The sequence below is a fragment of the Flavobacterium cheonhonense genome (assembly GCF_035671315.1).
GTDB lineage: Bacteria > Bacteroidota > Bacteroidia > Flavobacteriales > Flavobacteriaceae > Flavobacterium > Flavobacterium cheonhonense.
In genome coordinates this window covers 148,080-163,131 of record NZ_JAXAVY010000001.1, presented here as the reverse complement: position 1 = coordinate 163,131, position 15,052 = coordinate 148,080, and the positions used below count along the sequence as shown (strand labels likewise).

Here is a 15,052-nt window from a genome sequence, read left to right as displayed (position 1 = left end):
CGCGAACACCGCGTAATTCTTTGTGAACTTTGCGGTTAAATCCTATGAAAGCGACTATAAACCACCATCAAATCGACTTATCAAAACCCATTGATATTTCCATTCCGTTAACCAATACGGAGGACAATCCTATCGCCTGGTATATTGAAAAACCGGTAATAGAGCCGGTGAAATTTGGTAATTGGGTAGGGAAAGTGTCGGAAGGCAGTTCCACCAATTTTAACAACATCTTTTTTAATCCGCACGGACATGGCACGCATACCGAATGTTTAGGCCACATTACCAAAGCTTTTTACAGCATCAACCAATGTTTGAAACAGTTTTTCTTTTCGGCGGAGTTGATTACAGTGGCGCCCGAAAGTGTGGTAGACGATTTTATCATCACCAAATTTCAAATTGTTAATGCTTTAAACGGGAAAACTCCGGAAGCACTTATTATTCGCACCTTGCCGAACGAAGAGAGTAAAAAACACAAAAACTATTCACACACCAATCCACCATATTTGTCAGAAGACGCAGCGACTTTTATCCGAGAAATCGGAATCCAACATTTGCTGATTGATTTGCCCAGTGTTGATAGGGAAGAAGACGAAGGCCGATTGTTAGCACACAAAGCCTTTTGGAATGTACAAGACGTTAATCATCTTAACCCCGATGCTCGATTGGATTGCACTATTACAGAAATGATTTATGTAAACGAAGAAGTGCAAGACGGTAACTATATTTTGAACCTGCAAATAGTTTCTTTTGAAAACGATGCTTCACCAAGTAAACCGATTTTATACAAAATTGAAGACTAAACACAAATCATGAATATCCAACAACTCTACGAATTCTGCCTTTCCAAAAAAGGTGTCACCGAACATTTCCCGTTTGATGAAGATACTTTGGTGTTTAAGGTAGGTGGGAAAATGTTTTGCCTGACTTCTTTAAAAGAATGGGAAAACAACACACCATCCCTCAATTTAAAATGTGATTCGGAACGTGCCGAAGTGCTTCGAGCCGAATATGATGCCATCAATCCGGGCTATCATATGAGTAAAATCCACTGGAATACCATTGCATTTCACAGTGATGTTTCCGATAAAATGATGTGTGAACTCATCAATCATTCTTACGATTTGGTTTTCAAAAGTTTGACCAAAAAAATTCAAAATGAAATTCTTCAAAACGAGAATTAGGCATTACTTTTGCAAAGCGATAGCAATACAAAATCTTAGAAATTTTTTACCATGTTAGATAATTTAAAGAAAATACTAAACGAAGACCAAGATCCCAAAGCGATTGAGAAAATCACCGCTAAATTGGATAATCTTTTGATGAGCAATGAAGAAGTAGGTTACATCGCCGTACAAAAAAAGCCGGCGGTAAACATGTTTCCCGACAGCATAGTGGTAACCAACAAAAGAATCATCCTTTGCAAGCCTAAAAATTTAGGTTTGTCTATGGAATTCATCGATTACGATTGGGATGATATTGAAGCCAGCTTTGTAAAAGAAGGTATTTTGGGTGCCGATTTTACTTTTACCACCAAATCCGATTTAACGCATACCGTAGATTATTTGCCTAAAAATCAGGCACGAAAACTCTACACTTTCTCCAAAGAACAATTAGATTTGTTGAAAAATCCACAAGTGACACCGGTAGTTCAAGAACAACCTAAAGTGGAGGAAGTAATAGAAACCCCAATAGCAACGGCTGAGATAGTGGAAGAAGTGGCCACTGAAGAAGTAACCGACTTTGCCGAGATTATTCCGGTAGCGCAATCCGGTTACCGTGACGAAAAACAATTCCCGGATGATCGTTCCGGTTTGGCTGAATTGTCGCAAGACGAACTCTTCGAAAAACTCAGCAATTACAAAAAATTACTTGACAACGGATTGATCTTGCAAGGCGAATACGATGCTTTGAAGAAGGAAATCCTGAGCTATATGTAAGCTAAGAAATTAGTAATAAATAAAAGGGAATAGTTAAAAATATAGTTAACTATTCCCTTTTTTCTTTTCACTGATCCCTTTATTACATCGACTTCTTCTGCTTGGCTACAAAACCGTCGGCTTGTAGTTTAAGCAATTCAATGGCCCCTTTTTTCTTGTATTGGTAAACCTCTTTGTCATCGCGAATGTCGGCGTACACTTTGTCGTATATGTCGGCATCGGTTTTTTGTTGTAACTCGCTTTGGTAGCGGTTTTGTGCTAAAATGTTTTTCAAACTCATTTCGGCGTCTTCTTGCTTTAAATCGTATTCGCCTTTTGGAGATAACAATTTGGCAAAAATCGGAGAAGTTTCTATGGCTAAAAACAACAACATAATGAAGAACGACGGCAACCAAGGCAATTTGCCTAAGGCGTTGATGCGCGCCATCAAACCATCAAAATTGTCAATTATAGGCTGACTTTCGGAGACCTTTTTGTCTAAGTCGGCTTGCAGGGTTTTGCTTCGGGCTTCTTTTTCGGCGATTATTTTCGCGTTGGTTATTTTTAGCGAATCAAGTTGTTTCACTGCAACATCATGAGCGGCTCGTTTCTCTTTATAAATTGGTCCTTTACCCATTTTTTTGGTGCCGGCAGAACCTTCGGCTTCAGTGATATAAGCATTGTATAACGCAGCTACTTCTTTTTCTTTTTGGGTGATGGCCGACTTCAGACTGTCTGTCTCCGCCTTGTTTTTATCTACATCGCTCTTGAAGTAATTGGCGACCTGATTTTTATTGGCAATCGCCATTTCATTTTTTTCTTTCAATAAAACGGTATTGATTTCTTTTTCAAAAATTTTGATTTCCAAAGGCTTTGAAATGACTACTGCTATAATGATAGCCAATACAATTCGCGGTGATGCCTGAATAAATTCATCCAGAAAGCTGTCTCTTTTTTTGATGGTTGAAACAATGAATCGGTCCAAATTGAAAATCAAAAATCCCCAAACCAAGCCAAAGAAAACGGCGGTGTAAAGATTGTCAAAAACGGTGTAAAGCGCATAACTGGCGGCTATAAAAGCCATGACTGCGGTGAAAAATACGGTGGCGCCTATGCCTGCGTATTTGTTTTGTTCGCCATTGGAACAAGAGTTCACAATGTGGGTATCAACACCCGAACACAGGAGGAAAAAACGTTTTAACATGATGATTGATTTAAGTCCGAAACGGGTCCGGATGATTGTGATGATTGATGATTATACAAATATAACGCCAAAAGCTTGGGTTTATTGTAAGGTGTTGATTTTTAACAAAAAAACCCGCTTAAGGTTGCGGGCTGGGTTCGATTGAGGTTTCTGAAATGAGTTCTCCTTTTTGGTATTTCTTTACGCCAATGGCTTGACCTTTAGCGTTGTAAAAAATCCATTCGCCTATGATGTACCAGTGCGTTCCATCGGCTTCTTCCACCATCATAGATTGGCCTTTGGCCGTTATTCGGCCTTTGTGGTCAAAAGTGGTGATGTTACAAATGCTGTCTTTGTACTGCTCTTTTTTAACTAGTTTTCGGTTTTCAAAATAACGCCAAGTTTTAATTTCTATACTCTTTTTATAGCGTCCTTTTGATTTTAGCAGTATACCGTTCACCGTGTCCTTATAAACCCATTTACCTTCCCGGTGATGGTTGATGGTTTGATTGGTTTTGCAACTGTAAATCAATAAAAGTAGTAACGCGAAAAAAAGCAATCTGAAATTCATTTACTCTGATTTTATGGCAATGGGTAAACTGTACATGGTTCTTACCGGTTTTCCGTCAATTTTTCCCGGCAGCCATTTTGGTGAATTTTCTAACACTCTTTTCGCTTCTTCTCCGGTACCGTAACCCATGTCGCGCAGAATTTTGATGTTGGATAAAGTGCCGTCTTTTTCTACAATAAAGCTGGCAAATATTTTTCCGCTGATTTTCTTGGTGGAGATTTCCTCAGGAATTTTGTAGTTAGAACCAATGTATTGGTAAAATGCCTCTAATCCGGTTTGGTACTCAGGTTTTTCGGTTAGTTCAGCTAAATTGTAGAGATCACTTTCTTGTTTTTTTGTTGGAACCTCAGTAATAGTAGTTGCTTTTACGGCTGATTTATCCGAAAGCATAATGTTCTTTGTACGGCCTTCTTTCCAAATAACGATTTCTTTACCCGGATATTTTGGTATAGGCTTATCCATTTTTTCTTTTTCAAAATGGGGATGTGTATAAAACCAATATTGAAAAGGTTGCGGATGCTTTTTAGTCCTTGCATTCTTCAAAATAACACTTCCGGAAAAATAGGCTATGTCTTCAGGCTTGTATTGGTTTAATTCTTTATTAGGAACATTTTTACCGTCAATCCAGATAGCGTATTTCTTAGCGTTCTTGTATTCGTTTAATTCTTTTGCAGTGGGTGATTTTTTTTCAAATGGTTTTGGAATCATTAAGAAAAGTTGAATTTCCTCTTTTTCACTTTTGGTAAGATTTTCATATTTTTTATCAAAGATGATTTTTGAATACTTTGCCCCATTTTTAGTTTTGACTAATTTTTCATAGTATCTGATGCGAACACCTTTAAAATAGTCTTGTTCATCAATTGTATTGTTTTTTGGAGTAGCCTTTGTAACTATTTTTTCTTGTGCTATAATATCAACGCAGCAAAGAAATACTATACCGGTAAGCATAGGGATAATGGCTGTTTTTTTTAAGAAGGCTACGCTTTTCGTAGTGTTTTTGGTCATCATAATTAATCGTTTTTTGGTTACTAAGTAATTCAAATTGCTGGCCAAGTAAATTGTTTGATTGCCGTTTCCTTTTTGCAAGAGTAAATTTTGGTAAAAGGGAACATTATTATAAGATTCAACTACTTTTTGGTCGGCAAGAAATTCGTGGTTAAGTTGGATTGCTTTTTTATAGAAATACAAGAGCGGGTTGAACCAAAAGATGGTGATGAGCAACTCGATAAACAAGATGTCTAAAGTGTGTTTTTGAGTAACGTGAACGAGTTCGTGAGTGTACAATTCGTCTTCTATATTTCTTTGGTTGTAATCGTCGAAATTGATGAAGATGTTATTCAGAAAGGTATGCGGCAGTGTTTTTTCATCCACCAAAACCAAGGTGGCATTTTTGTATTTCACCGTTGGATTTGAGTCCGATTTTGATATTAATTTCCAAATATTTTTTCCGAAACGAATGCTTAATAAGATTGTTATTATGCCATACAAACTCCATACAGCTATTGAGGTGTAATCAATAGTTTCCACAACTGCAATATTTTCGTTAGAAAACGGAATCGGCACAAATTCAGGTTCGGTGATTGTTGTAACCGGAACTTCTTCAATGATTTCAAAGCTTAAAAAGGGAATTGCAAGCGAAATGACTATCGCTAACAATAAGTAAAACCGATTGAATAGGTGTGTTTTTTCTCTTTCCAATACCCAGTGATAAAAGACAAGAAAGACCAGTAAACTGACGGTTGATTTGATTAGAAAGTCGGTCATTTTTTCTTTTTTTGAAGTTGGACATCGATGATTTTCTTTAAGTCTTCCAGTTCTTTTTCCGATAAATTGGTTTCGGTAGTAAAAAAGGAAGCAAATTGCGAAGCCGAGTTGTTAAAGAAGTTTTTAATCAATCCGTTAACGTGTTTTGAAAAGTAATCCGACTTTTTAACCAAGGGAAAATATTCTCGTGAGTTCCCGAATTCGGTATAAGCCACAAAGTTTTTATCAATCATTCTTTTTAAAAGTGTGGCGACTGTGGTTGTGGCGGGTTTTGGCTCCGGATACGCTTCGAGTAAATCTTTCATGAACGCATTGTCCAGTTTCCATAAATGTTCCATCAATTGTTCTTCGGCATTGGAGAGTTGCATTGTTCTACGGATTTAGAATTAACTCTACAAATGTAGAATAATATTTTATTTCTACAACTGTAGAAGTAAATTTTAACATTTTTGGTCTGTGTAAGCTAGGTTTGCGTTAGGGATTGCAGCATTGTTTGAGCTCTCCCGGTTTTTCGGGAAGCGAGTGCGGAAAGCCCGACCTTGTTGCTATGAAGTGGTTGTATTGAACTTTAAACGTTGTGCAACAAGGGAACGCCCAAAAGAAAAATCCGTTTACTCAAATATGAATAAACGGATTAGAGATTGTTGTAGGTGAGGATGACTATTTACTCAGCTCCACAAAATATTTATAAAACAATGGTATCGTCTCAATGCCTTTTAAGTAATTAAAAATGCCGAAATGCTCGTTAGGTGAGTGAATCGCGTCGGAATCCAAACCAAAGCCCATCAAGATGGTTTTTGATTTCAGTTCTTTTTCAAACAAGGCCACAATCGGAATACTACCACCGGAACGCACCGGTATGGCCGGAACGCCGAAGGTTTCCGTGTACGCTTTGTTGGCCGCTTGATAGCCAATGCTGTCGATAGGCGTAACATAACCTTGACCGCCGTGGTGTGGTGTTACCTTGACTTTAACCGCTTTAGGCGCAATGCTTTCGAAGTGTTTTTGGAACAATTCGGTGATTTCCTCCCAATCTTGGTTGGGTACCAAACGCATCGAAATTTTGGCGTAGGCTTTACTGGCAATGACCGTTTTAGCGCCTTCACCGGTGTATCCGCCCCAAATGCCGTTCACGTCTAAAGTAGGGCGAATGGAATTTCTTTCGTTGGTGCTGTAACCGGTTTCTCCGTATACATCTGCGATATCCAAAGCATTTTTGTAAGCTTCTTCGCTGTACGGACGTTTGGCCATTTCCGCTCTTTCAGCAGTCGATAATTCTTCCACTTTATCATAAAAACCCGGTATGGTAATATGATTGTTTTCGTCGTGTAAGGATGCAATCATTTTAGTCAACACATTGATAGGATTGGCTACAGCGCCACCGTATAACCCGGAGTGTAAGTCTCTGTTTGGACCCGTCACTTCCACTTCCACATAACTCAAACCGCGTAAACCGGTGGTGATGGAAGGTTGTTGGTTGGAAATCATTCCGGTATCGGAAATTAAAATGACGTCGCAGCTTAATTTTTCTTGGTTTCTTTCTACGAACCAGCCTAAACTTTTGGAGCCGACTTCCTCTTCACCTTCAATCATGAATTTCACGTTGCACGGCAAACAATTGTTAGCAATCATATATTCGAAAGCTTTGACGTGCATGTACATTTGGCCTTTGTCGTCGCAAGCACCACGGGCAAAAATGGCGCCGTCGGGGTGAATTTCGGTGGTTTTGATGACCGGTTCAAACGGAGGTGATGTCCATAATTCCATAGGATCCGGCGGTTGTACATCGTAATGACCATACACCAAAACTGTTGGTAAAGTTGCGTCGATGATGTGTTCTCCGAAAACAATGGGATAACCCGGCGTTTCGCAAATTTCCACCAATTGGCAGCCGGCTTTTTCCAAGCTGGCTTTTACTGCTTCTGCCGTATTGATAACATCCTGAGAGTAAGCACTGTCGGCACTTACGGAAGGAATTTTTAAAAGTTCAATGAGTTCTTCAATAAAACGTTCTTTGTTTTGCTGAACGTAGTGTTTAATATTATCCATTTTTGAAATTAAATTGTAGTATTCAAATTTACTGAAAAAAGGCATTTAAAAAAATTCACAATTCATAATTCGTAATTAATAATTATCTTTATATTTGCACTCACAATTTTAGCGGGTATGGCGAAATTGGTAGACGTGCCAGACTTAGGATCTGGTGCCGCAAGGCGTGTAGGTTCGAGTCCTATTACCCGCACAAAAAGTCCAAACGAAAGTTTGGACTTTTTTTTGGTGTGTAGGTTCCCCCGATACTTCGGGGCTATTACCCGCACAACAAAAGCTCTAACAAAGGTTAGGGCTTTTTTTATGCCTATTTGGTTAATAATATGTTTACAGTTTGTTGTTTATGAAACGGTTCAATTTTGAAAATTGGATTATTTTTACAGCGTCAATGGTATTTTGATGTAAATCTTTTAGTCTAATGAAAGGGAAAAAGCTTATGATAACTGTGGTTTTGGCGATTGTTGGTTTTGTGTTATTGGCCTTATCCGGCTATTTATTATACAGAAACAATGCTAATTCGATGTCGGCTGAAAAGCAAAAGCAATTGGAAGAGGCCATCAAGCAAATCGAGGTTTTGAATGCCGAAATTGTAGAAAAAGATAAGTTTGTTGACGAAGCAGAGCAAAAGTTAAAAACCCACAAGTTTGATGTGTTTACCTTGGCTCCCGGACAAAATATTCCGATAGTTGAAATTGTAGACAATGATTTGAGCGAAGGCGCTACCGTTGATGAAGGCAATAAAAAAGTACACAAACTGATGTACCACCATCAAATTCGTTTTTCCTTAGTCAATGCCGGAAAAAGCGCTATGAAAGACGTGATTTTTTCCATTAAAGACGATTACAATAAGGGCAAAGAGAAAAAGAAAAAATCCAAAGCCGACGCCAGTATCAACTATTTAGGCAAGAAAATTGATGACAACGAAATGGGCGAATACGAGAATTTCGAAATCCCGACGCTCAACCTGAAATCTAAAAAATTGCTTTACACCAGTAATCTTCCTAGTAGTTTTGGAGTAGGCGATTACGAATACCATTTGGTAGTAGAATGGAGTCAAGGCTTTTACCAAATGTTCATCAAAATTGAAGAGATAGAAGGCAAACTGAAATACACCTACGAGTTTTTTGATGTGAACGGAAAAACCATTGATTTCAATAATCTCGAGAAAAGCATCAGCAATTAAAAAAGCCGCTCATTAGAGCGGCTTTTTAGTTTATTTTGCTGTGGCAATCCAACGGTTGATTTTTTGTTCCAACAGCGCTAGCGGCATAACGCCCGATTCTAACACTTTTTGGTGGAAGACTTTGATGTCGAAGTTTTCCCCCATTTTTTGCTCTGCAGTATGACGCAATTCCATGATTTTCAATTGTCCTATTTTGTACGATAAAGCTTGACCTGGGACTGCCATATAACGCTCAATTTCGGCGATAATGCTGGCTTCGCTTTCTGCTTCGTTTTCTAAAGAATATTGAATGGCTTGTTCGCGTGTCCAGCCTTTGCTGTGCAAACCGGTGTCAACGACCAAGCGAATGGCGCGGTGCATTTCGTTACCCAACATACCGAAATATTGGTATGGATCTTTGTACAAGCCCAATTCTTTTCCTAAACTTTCGGTGTACAAAGCCCAACCTTCACCATAAGCGCCAAACCAGTTGAACTTTCTAAAATCCGGTAGTTGTTGGTTTTCTTGTTGGAGCGAAATTTGAAAATGATGGCCCGGAATGGCTTCGTGTAAGAACAAATCTTCATCGCCGTAATAATTGTAATTGGCTACATCCGGAATCGGTACGTAAAATGTTCCCGGTCTCGATCCGTCTGCTGCACCTTGAGAATACTCGGCACTAGCGGTTTTTTCACGGAATGCTTCGGTGCGTTTAACGCGGAATGCCGTTTTAGGTTGCAAGGCGAAAAATTTGTTTACATTCGGCTTGATGATGTTGTGGATGCGCTCAAAATTGGCAATCACTTCTTCCGGTTTTTTGAACGGTTTTAATTCGGGTTTGTTTCGCACATGGTCAAAGAATTCAATAATAGTGCCTTTGAAGCCAACTTGTACTTTTACTTTTTCCATTTCGGCCTTGATGCGCGCCACTTCTTTTAATCCGATTTCATGGATTTCCTCCGGCGTTTTGTTGGTAGTTGTCCATTGTTTTACATACACTTTGTACAAGTCATTTCCTCCTTTGATACTACCGATGCCGCTGGTGGTGCGGCAAGCCGGAATGTACTCCGTTTTCATAAACGCAATGAACTTTTCGAATTGCGGATTGAGTTTTTTGTTGATTAGCGTGGCATAGGCTTTGGCGAATTTGTTTTTTTGCATCGGACTAAAGTCGGACGGGAATTTTTTACAGCTTGAGTAAAATAAATGATCTTCTACTTTTGGTGTGAGCAAATCCTGAAATTGCGGTACAATTTTTTCGGCTAGCACTCTCGGGAGAACCACTTTTTCTTTGATGCCTTTTTTCATGTATACCATAGCTGAGTCGAGCCAAACGGTGTAAGCGTCCATTCTTTTTAAGAAATTCTGATAGTCTTTTTCCGTTTTGAAAGGTTGCGCACTTTCGGCACTGGCGTATTGTCCCATGGTCAAATGCGTACCCCAAAATTGATGCATCGGCATCAGATTGGCGTTTTGTTGGAGCATTTCTTTGCCCACGGCAATTTCCCAAGCCATGATATCATAGCTGTTTTTTTCTTCTTCAGAAAGCGAAGTACTATCCACTGTAGTCAGTAGATTTTCGTATTTGCTGTAAAACTCCGATTGTTTTTTGCGATGTGAATCGGTCATTTCAAAAGCCAATTGGTCGTTGAACTGATTTTGGCCGTTTTGAGTAGCGTCTAACGGATTCAACGCATTCTTATCTTCAAAATAAGTTTTGGTAATGTTATTGATGTCGCCTTTTTTGTCTTCAGATTTACAACTGCCAAAGAAGACACTCAATACAATAGCCATAGAAAAAGAGTATAAGTTTCTCATGATTAAAGGTTTAGTTAGGGTAAAGCTATCGGTTTTTGGTGGAATCAATTGTTAAGAGTTTGATAAATTATCCGTGGTATACCCGTGAAGCAATAATACGATTTTCTTTGATTTCTAACACTTCCGCCACCAACATTTCAGGTTCGTCGGCCACCGTTCGAATGTATTCCATAAAAACGCGATCGGAATTGGCCGTTAGCGAAGTAACTCGGTAATGTAAACTGGGTAAACGATCGAAGGCATCTTGCCACCAAGTTCTTAAGGTGTCTTTACCGGTTACTAAACCTTTAGTTTCCGGATGGCGGATTTTGAGTTTCGGACTGAAATGCTCGGCTTCATCGTCGTAAAGTGAGAGTAATTTTTCCAAGTTGTGCGCATTGAAGGCTTCAAACCAAAGGTGCGCAATAGAAAGGTTTTTTTCTGCTGACATAGAATTGTTTTTTACCACAAGATTACTGTGGTTGGTCATAAAAAAATCCCAAGTCAATGGGATTTTATAAGGGTAAATATAGTTGTTTTTACAGGTTTTTCAAATTGATGATTTCCTGTTCGGTTAAGAAACGCCAATTGCCTCGCGGTAAATTCTTTTTAGTCAAACCGGCAAAAGCCACGCGATCAATTTTTAAAACATCATATTTGAAATTTTCAAAGATGGCACGAACTACTTTTACGTTAGGCGTGCGAAGTTTTAAGCCGATTTCGGTTTTAGGCTCGCCATCGATATACGAGATTTCGTCTACATATAATTTGTGTCCGTCTAAGGTAACGCCACCGGCAATTTTTTCCAAGTCTTCAAACTTCAAATTACGGTCTAAACTGACTTGGTAAATTTTGGTCGACTTTTGGTTCGGCAAACTGAATTTGCGAATCATATCCGTATCATTGGTAAAAACCAACAAACCGGTAGTGTTTTTGTCCATGCGGCCAATCGGTTGGATTTTGGCTTTGGTTGCTGCACGAACCAATTCTAATACATTGCGATGATCGGCATCGTCTTCGTTAGAGGTGGTGAAGTTTTTCGGTTTGTTGAGCAAAATATATTCTTTGCGCTCCGGAGTGATTAGGGTGCCGTCAAAATTTACGACATCGCCGGGTTTGACTTTGTACCCCATTTCGGTAATGGCTACACCATTCACTTTTACGTTACCGGATTGGATGTAAATGTCAGCGTCGCGACGGGAACAAATGCCCGAGTTGGCGATGTATTTGTTCAAACGAATATCGTCTGACTTTAACGGTTTTGGGATATTATTTACCGGCTTAACGGTTTTTTTTGGAGCGGTTGCTTCAGTAGTTGGTTTGGCTTTTTTCGGGGCTTGAGCTCGCTTTGGCAGACCACCCGGAATTGACTTTTTCGAATTTGTTCGAGAGCTGCTTTTTTTATTATTGCCTTCCTTCTTATTCATAATGCTTTATTTAACGTCATTCTGTTCAGCCTTTTTGGCTCAGAATTTTGGCAAAGATACGCATTTCAATGGCTTATACCGCCGATTACTATACCGTAGTTTGAATTTAGCCCTCTCGTCCTTAGACGAGACGGGAATAAGGTATAGCAATGGCAATGACCTTTCGCTCCTAACGCACTATAGTTTCGACTATCTTTTTGCCGTGAAGCAAGACCGACGGATTGATGAGCACTATACAGAAAACACCGGAAACGACTAGGAATTTCAAGATGTTGTGTAGTTTCAAATAATCGGGTTTGCCATTGGATTTCCATAGTTTTTGGAGGAAGAAAATCAGAATAATCAGGCTGACGTAGAAATAGAGGTCCATGTAGCCGACTTCAAAAATTTCGATTAAATAGTAAATCGGAATTAGGGTAGAAACGGTGAGCGCGGTGATGATTTTTTTAGCAAAAGTTTCGCCATACAGCACCGGTATGGTTTGGTAATCGTTGGCGACATCGCCTTTGAGGTTTTCTAAATCTTTGATCATTTCGCGGATGAGAATGAGTAAAAACAAGAAGGTCGCGTGGGCGAATATTTCGGGGTATAAATTTTTGTAATACAGTAAAATGGCAAAAAACGGGAGAACAGCTAAGAAAGCTGCCGTCAGATTTCCAACTACAGTAATTTTTTTGAGTTTGTGCGAGTAAAACCAAATCAGGAAAATATAGGAGGAAAAGAACAGCACGGCTCGAAACGACACAAAAAAGGCTAACAGAAAAACCACAAAGTTCACGGTAAAATAAACTTGCAATTTGGTTTTTTGACTCACTAATCGGTCGAGTTGCGATTTGTTGGGGCGATTGATTAAATCTTTTTTGCTGTCGTAAAAATTGTTGATGATGTAGCCGGAAGCAATGGTTAAACCCGACACCAATACAATGATAAATAGGTTGAAATCGAGCAATACGTCAAGCGCTCTCTTTTCGGAGGCCATAATAAAAATGGCCGAAAGGTATTGTGCCAGCGCGATGATGGGAATGTTGTAACCGCGCACCACAGAAAACATACTGATGATTTTCAGTACGGTGTGTTTGGTTTTTCGGCTAAGCATTTTGAGAGAATTAAAATTGGTAAACGACTTCCAATTTATAATCCTTTAGAGATTGTTTTGCTTTTTCTAAATCTTCGGTAAAGCCTAAGATGTAACCGCCACCGCCGGAACCACAAAGTTTTAAGTAGTAATCGTTAGTGTCAATTCCTTTTTGCCATACGCCGTGAAATTGTTCCGGAATCATGGGTTTGAAATTGTTTAAGACTACTTTAGACAATTGTTTGGTATTAGCAAAAAGCGATTTCATGTCGCCGCCCAAAAAGCTCTCTACACAAGCATCGGTATATTTGATGAATTGTGATTTAAGCATTTTGCGGAAGCCTTCTTCTTTCAATTTTTCCATAAAGATGTTCACCATAGGAGCGGTTTCGCCCACTATGCCGGAGTCTAGTAAGAATACAGCACCTTTGCCGGTAGCACTTTGAGAAGGAATGCCCGTGGCTTCGATATTATCTTTGGAATTGATTAGAATAGGAATGCTCAAATAGCTATTTAACGGGTCGAGCCCTGAACTTTTGCCGTGGAAAAAAGATTCCATTTGGCCAAAGATGGTTTTTAACTGTAATAATTTTTCACGGGTTAAATTCTCTAAGACCGTGATTTTATCTTTAGCGTACTTGTCGTAAATCGCCGCTACCAAAGCACCGCTGCTACCAACGCCGTAACCTTGTGGTATGCTGGAGTCGAAATACATTCCGCGCGCTACATCCGCTTTTAAAGCTTCGATGTTAAACGTAACCAACTTAGGTTGCTCTTGCTGTAATTGGGTTAAATATTCAGCAAAACGACTTAAGCTGGCGTTTGATTTTTGGGCTTCTACACTTGGGCTTTCATCTACTTTTAAAGCGCCGTTGTAAAAATTGTAAGGAATAGATAAACCTTTAGAATCTTTGATGATTCCGTATTCTCCGAAGAGCAGAATTTTTGAGTAAAACAATGGTCCTTTCATAGTTCTATACACTAAGGTTTATGGCGCCTTCGCCAATTTGATCACAAATATAGTTACCATTTTGACAATAGCCAACTAATTCGGCCTGAATAAATTGCAAAACGGTTTCGCTAACGTTTTCGGGATATAAAACATGTACGTTGGCTCCTGCATCTAAGGTAAAACAAACCGGAGTTTGGGTTTCGTTTCTGAATTTCCAAATCTTGTTGATGATTTCCAAAGTATTAGGTTTCATCAAGATGAAATAGGGTAGTGAAGTCATCATCATCGCGTGTAAGGTCAAAGCTTCACTTTCTACGATTTGGATGAATTGTTGTAAATCGCCGTTTTCCAGAACCTTTTTCAGTTTGGATAAATTTTGATGGGCTTGTTCAAAGCGCTGTTCGGCAAAAGGATGATTGTGCATTAAGTTGTGACCTACAGTACTTGAGACAACTTTTTCTCCTTTGTCTACTAATAAAATAGTGTCTTGGTAGTTTTTAAAATTGGCGTGTATGGTATTAGGGAATTCCACTCCGAACAAATCAGAACTGCCGTTAATGGATGTATTATTTCCCCAAACCACTACGCTGCCTTTAACACTTCGGCAAGCGCTACCCGAACCCAATCGGGCTAAAAAAGAGGCTTTTTGGTAAAAGAAATCTTCCGTCATTTCGGGATATAATGCTTTTTCAAGCGACATGATATTCATAGCTAAAGCGGCCATGCCTGAAGCTGAAGAGGCAATTCCGGAACTGTGCGGAAAGGTATTTTCAGTAGCTATGGTAAAATGATACTCTTTTAAATAAGGGCAATAAACAGCAATTCGCTCTAAGAATTTTTGGATTTTAGGCTTGAACTCTTCTTTGGGTTGACCTTCGAAAAGCAAATCAAAAGAGAAACTACTTTGGTCTTGTTTTTTAGCAAAGGCCAATTTCGTAATGGTTTTACAATGGTTCAACGTAAAACTCACCGATGGATTCGCCGGGATTTGTTCCGATGAAATAGCATTGGAGCTGTTGGTGTTTTCTCTTTTCCCCCAATATTTAACCAAGGCGATATTGCTGGGAGCGCTCCATTGAAAGCTTCCGTTATCAATAGTAACAGTACTTGATTTGGCTATAAAATCCTTTTCGGATATCATACAGTTAAAGATTTT

The 15,052-nt window shown here is 39.2% G+C and carries 15 protein-coding genes and 1 tRNA gene; 5 read left to right on the top strand and 11 right to left on the bottom strand.

Annotated features, from left to right (window positions below):
* The first annotated feature begins 44 nt into the window (after positions 1 to 44).
* The 3 genes from SK086_RS00685 to SK086_RS00675 are packed head-to-tail and all read left to right on the top strand — an operon-like array spanning position 45 to position 1,937.
* Entirely contained in the window at positions 45 to 800 is a 756-nt protein-coding gene (locus SK086_RS00685) for a cyclase family protein (RefSeq protein WP_324688981.1), read from the top strand.
* A 9-nt stretch (positions 801 to 809) separates the two neighbouring features.
* Entirely contained in the window at positions 810 to 1,181 is a 372-nt protein-coding gene (locus tag SK086_RS00680; RefSeq protein WP_324688979.1) for an MmcQ/YjbR family DNA-binding protein, read from the top strand.
* Positions 1,182 to 1,232: 51 nt separating this feature from the next.
* A complete protein-coding gene (locus tag SK086_RS00675; RefSeq protein WP_324688977.1) occupies positions 1,233 to 1,937 on the top strand; it encodes a PH domain-containing protein in 705 nt (234 codons plus the stop codon).
* A gap of 82 nt (positions 1,938 to 2,019) precedes the next feature.
* On the opposite strand, the gene SK086_RS00670 is transcribed toward SK086_RS00675, so the two are convergent.
* From SK086_RS00670 to SK086_RS00650, 5 genes are all read right to left on the bottom strand, one after another.
* Positions 2,020 to 3,120: a DUF4407 domain-containing protein gene (locus tag SK086_RS00670; protein ID WP_324688975.1), complete on the bottom strand. Its 1,101-nt coding sequence runs from the start codon at positions 3,118 to 3,120 to the stop codon at positions 2,020 to 2,022.
* 118 nt (positions 3,121 to 3,238) lie between these two features.
* Positions 3,239 to 3,670, bottom strand: coding sequence for a hypothetical protein (locus tag SK086_RS00665; protein ID WP_324688973.1), 432 nt, complete (start codon positions 3,668 to 3,670; stop codon positions 3,239 to 3,241).
* Positions 3,671 to 5,434 carry a M56 family metallopeptidase gene (locus SK086_RS00660; RefSeq protein ID WP_324688971.1) on the bottom strand — a complete coding sequence of 588 codons (1,764 nt, stop codon included), beginning with the start codon at positions 5,432 to 5,434 and terminating at the stop codon, positions 3,671 to 3,673.
* Positions 5,431 to 5,802: a BlaI/MecI/CopY family transcriptional regulator gene (locus tag SK086_RS00655; RefSeq protein WP_324688969.1), complete on the bottom strand. Its 372-nt coding sequence runs from the start codon at positions 5,800 to 5,802 to the stop codon at positions 5,431 to 5,433. Before SK086_RS00655 ends, SK086_RS00660 begins: the two co-directional genes overlap by 4 nt.
* Positions 5,803 to 6,094: 292 nt before the next feature.
* Positions 6,095 to 7,483 (bottom strand): dipeptidase, encoded by a 1,389-nt coding sequence (locus SK086_RS00650; RefSeq protein ID WP_324688966.1) that lies wholly within the window; start codon positions 7,481 to 7,483, stop codon positions 6,095 to 6,097.
* Between the two features lie 111 nt (positions 7,484 to 7,594).
* Here SK086_RS00650 and SK086_RS00645 point away from each other — a divergent pair.
* Together SK086_RS00645 and SK086_RS00640 are read left to right on the top strand one after the other, a co-directional pair.
* A tRNA-Leu gene (locus tag SK086_RS00645) sits at positions 7,595 to 7,676 on the top strand.
* Between the two features lie 225 nt (positions 7,677 to 7,901).
* Positions 7,902 to 8,666 (top strand): hypothetical protein, encoded by a 765-nt coding sequence (locus SK086_RS00640; RefSeq protein ID WP_290874416.1) that lies wholly within the window; start codon positions 7,902 to 7,904, stop codon positions 8,664 to 8,666.
* A 30-nt stretch (positions 8,667 to 8,696) separates the two neighbouring features.
* On the opposite strand, the gene SK086_RS00635 is transcribed toward SK086_RS00640, so the two are convergent.
* From SK086_RS00635 to SK086_RS00610, 6 genes are all read right to left on the bottom strand, one after another.
* Positions 8,697 to 10,463, bottom strand: coding sequence for a DUF885 domain-containing protein (locus tag SK086_RS00635; RefSeq protein WP_324688962.1), 1,767 nt, complete (start codon positions 10,461 to 10,463; stop codon positions 8,697 to 8,699).
* A gap of 67 nt (positions 10,464 to 10,530) precedes the next feature.
* Entirely contained in the window at positions 10,531 to 10,893 is a 363-nt protein-coding gene (locus SK086_RS00630; RefSeq protein ID WP_324688960.1) for a nuclear transport factor 2 family protein, read from the bottom strand.
* Positions 10,894 to 10,981: 88 nt separating this feature from the next.
* A complete protein-coding gene (locus SK086_RS00625; protein WP_290874426.1) occupies positions 10,982 to 11,869 on the bottom strand; it encodes a pseudouridine synthase in 888 nt (295 codons plus the stop codon).
* Between the two features lie 169 nt (positions 11,870 to 12,038).
* Complete coding sequence (locus SK086_RS00620; RefSeq protein WP_324688956.1) at positions 12,039 to 12,965, bottom strand: geranylgeranylglycerol-phosphate geranylgeranyltransferase; 927 nt, start codon at positions 12,963 to 12,965, stop codon at positions 12,039 to 12,041.
* Between the two features lie 10 nt (positions 12,966 to 12,975).
* Positions 12,976 to 13,914, bottom strand: a complete 939-nt coding sequence (locus tag SK086_RS00615) for a mevalonate kinase family protein (protein ID WP_324688954.1) — start codon at positions 13,912 to 13,914, stop codon at positions 12,976 to 12,978.
* Between the two features lie 4 nt (positions 13,915 to 13,918).
* Entirely contained in the window at positions 13,919 to 15,037 is a 1,119-nt protein-coding gene (locus SK086_RS00610) for a diphosphomevalonate/mevalonate 3,5-bisphosphate decarboxylase family protein (protein WP_324688952.1), read from the bottom strand.
* Between the last annotated feature and the right edge of the window lie 15 nt (positions 15,038 to 15,052).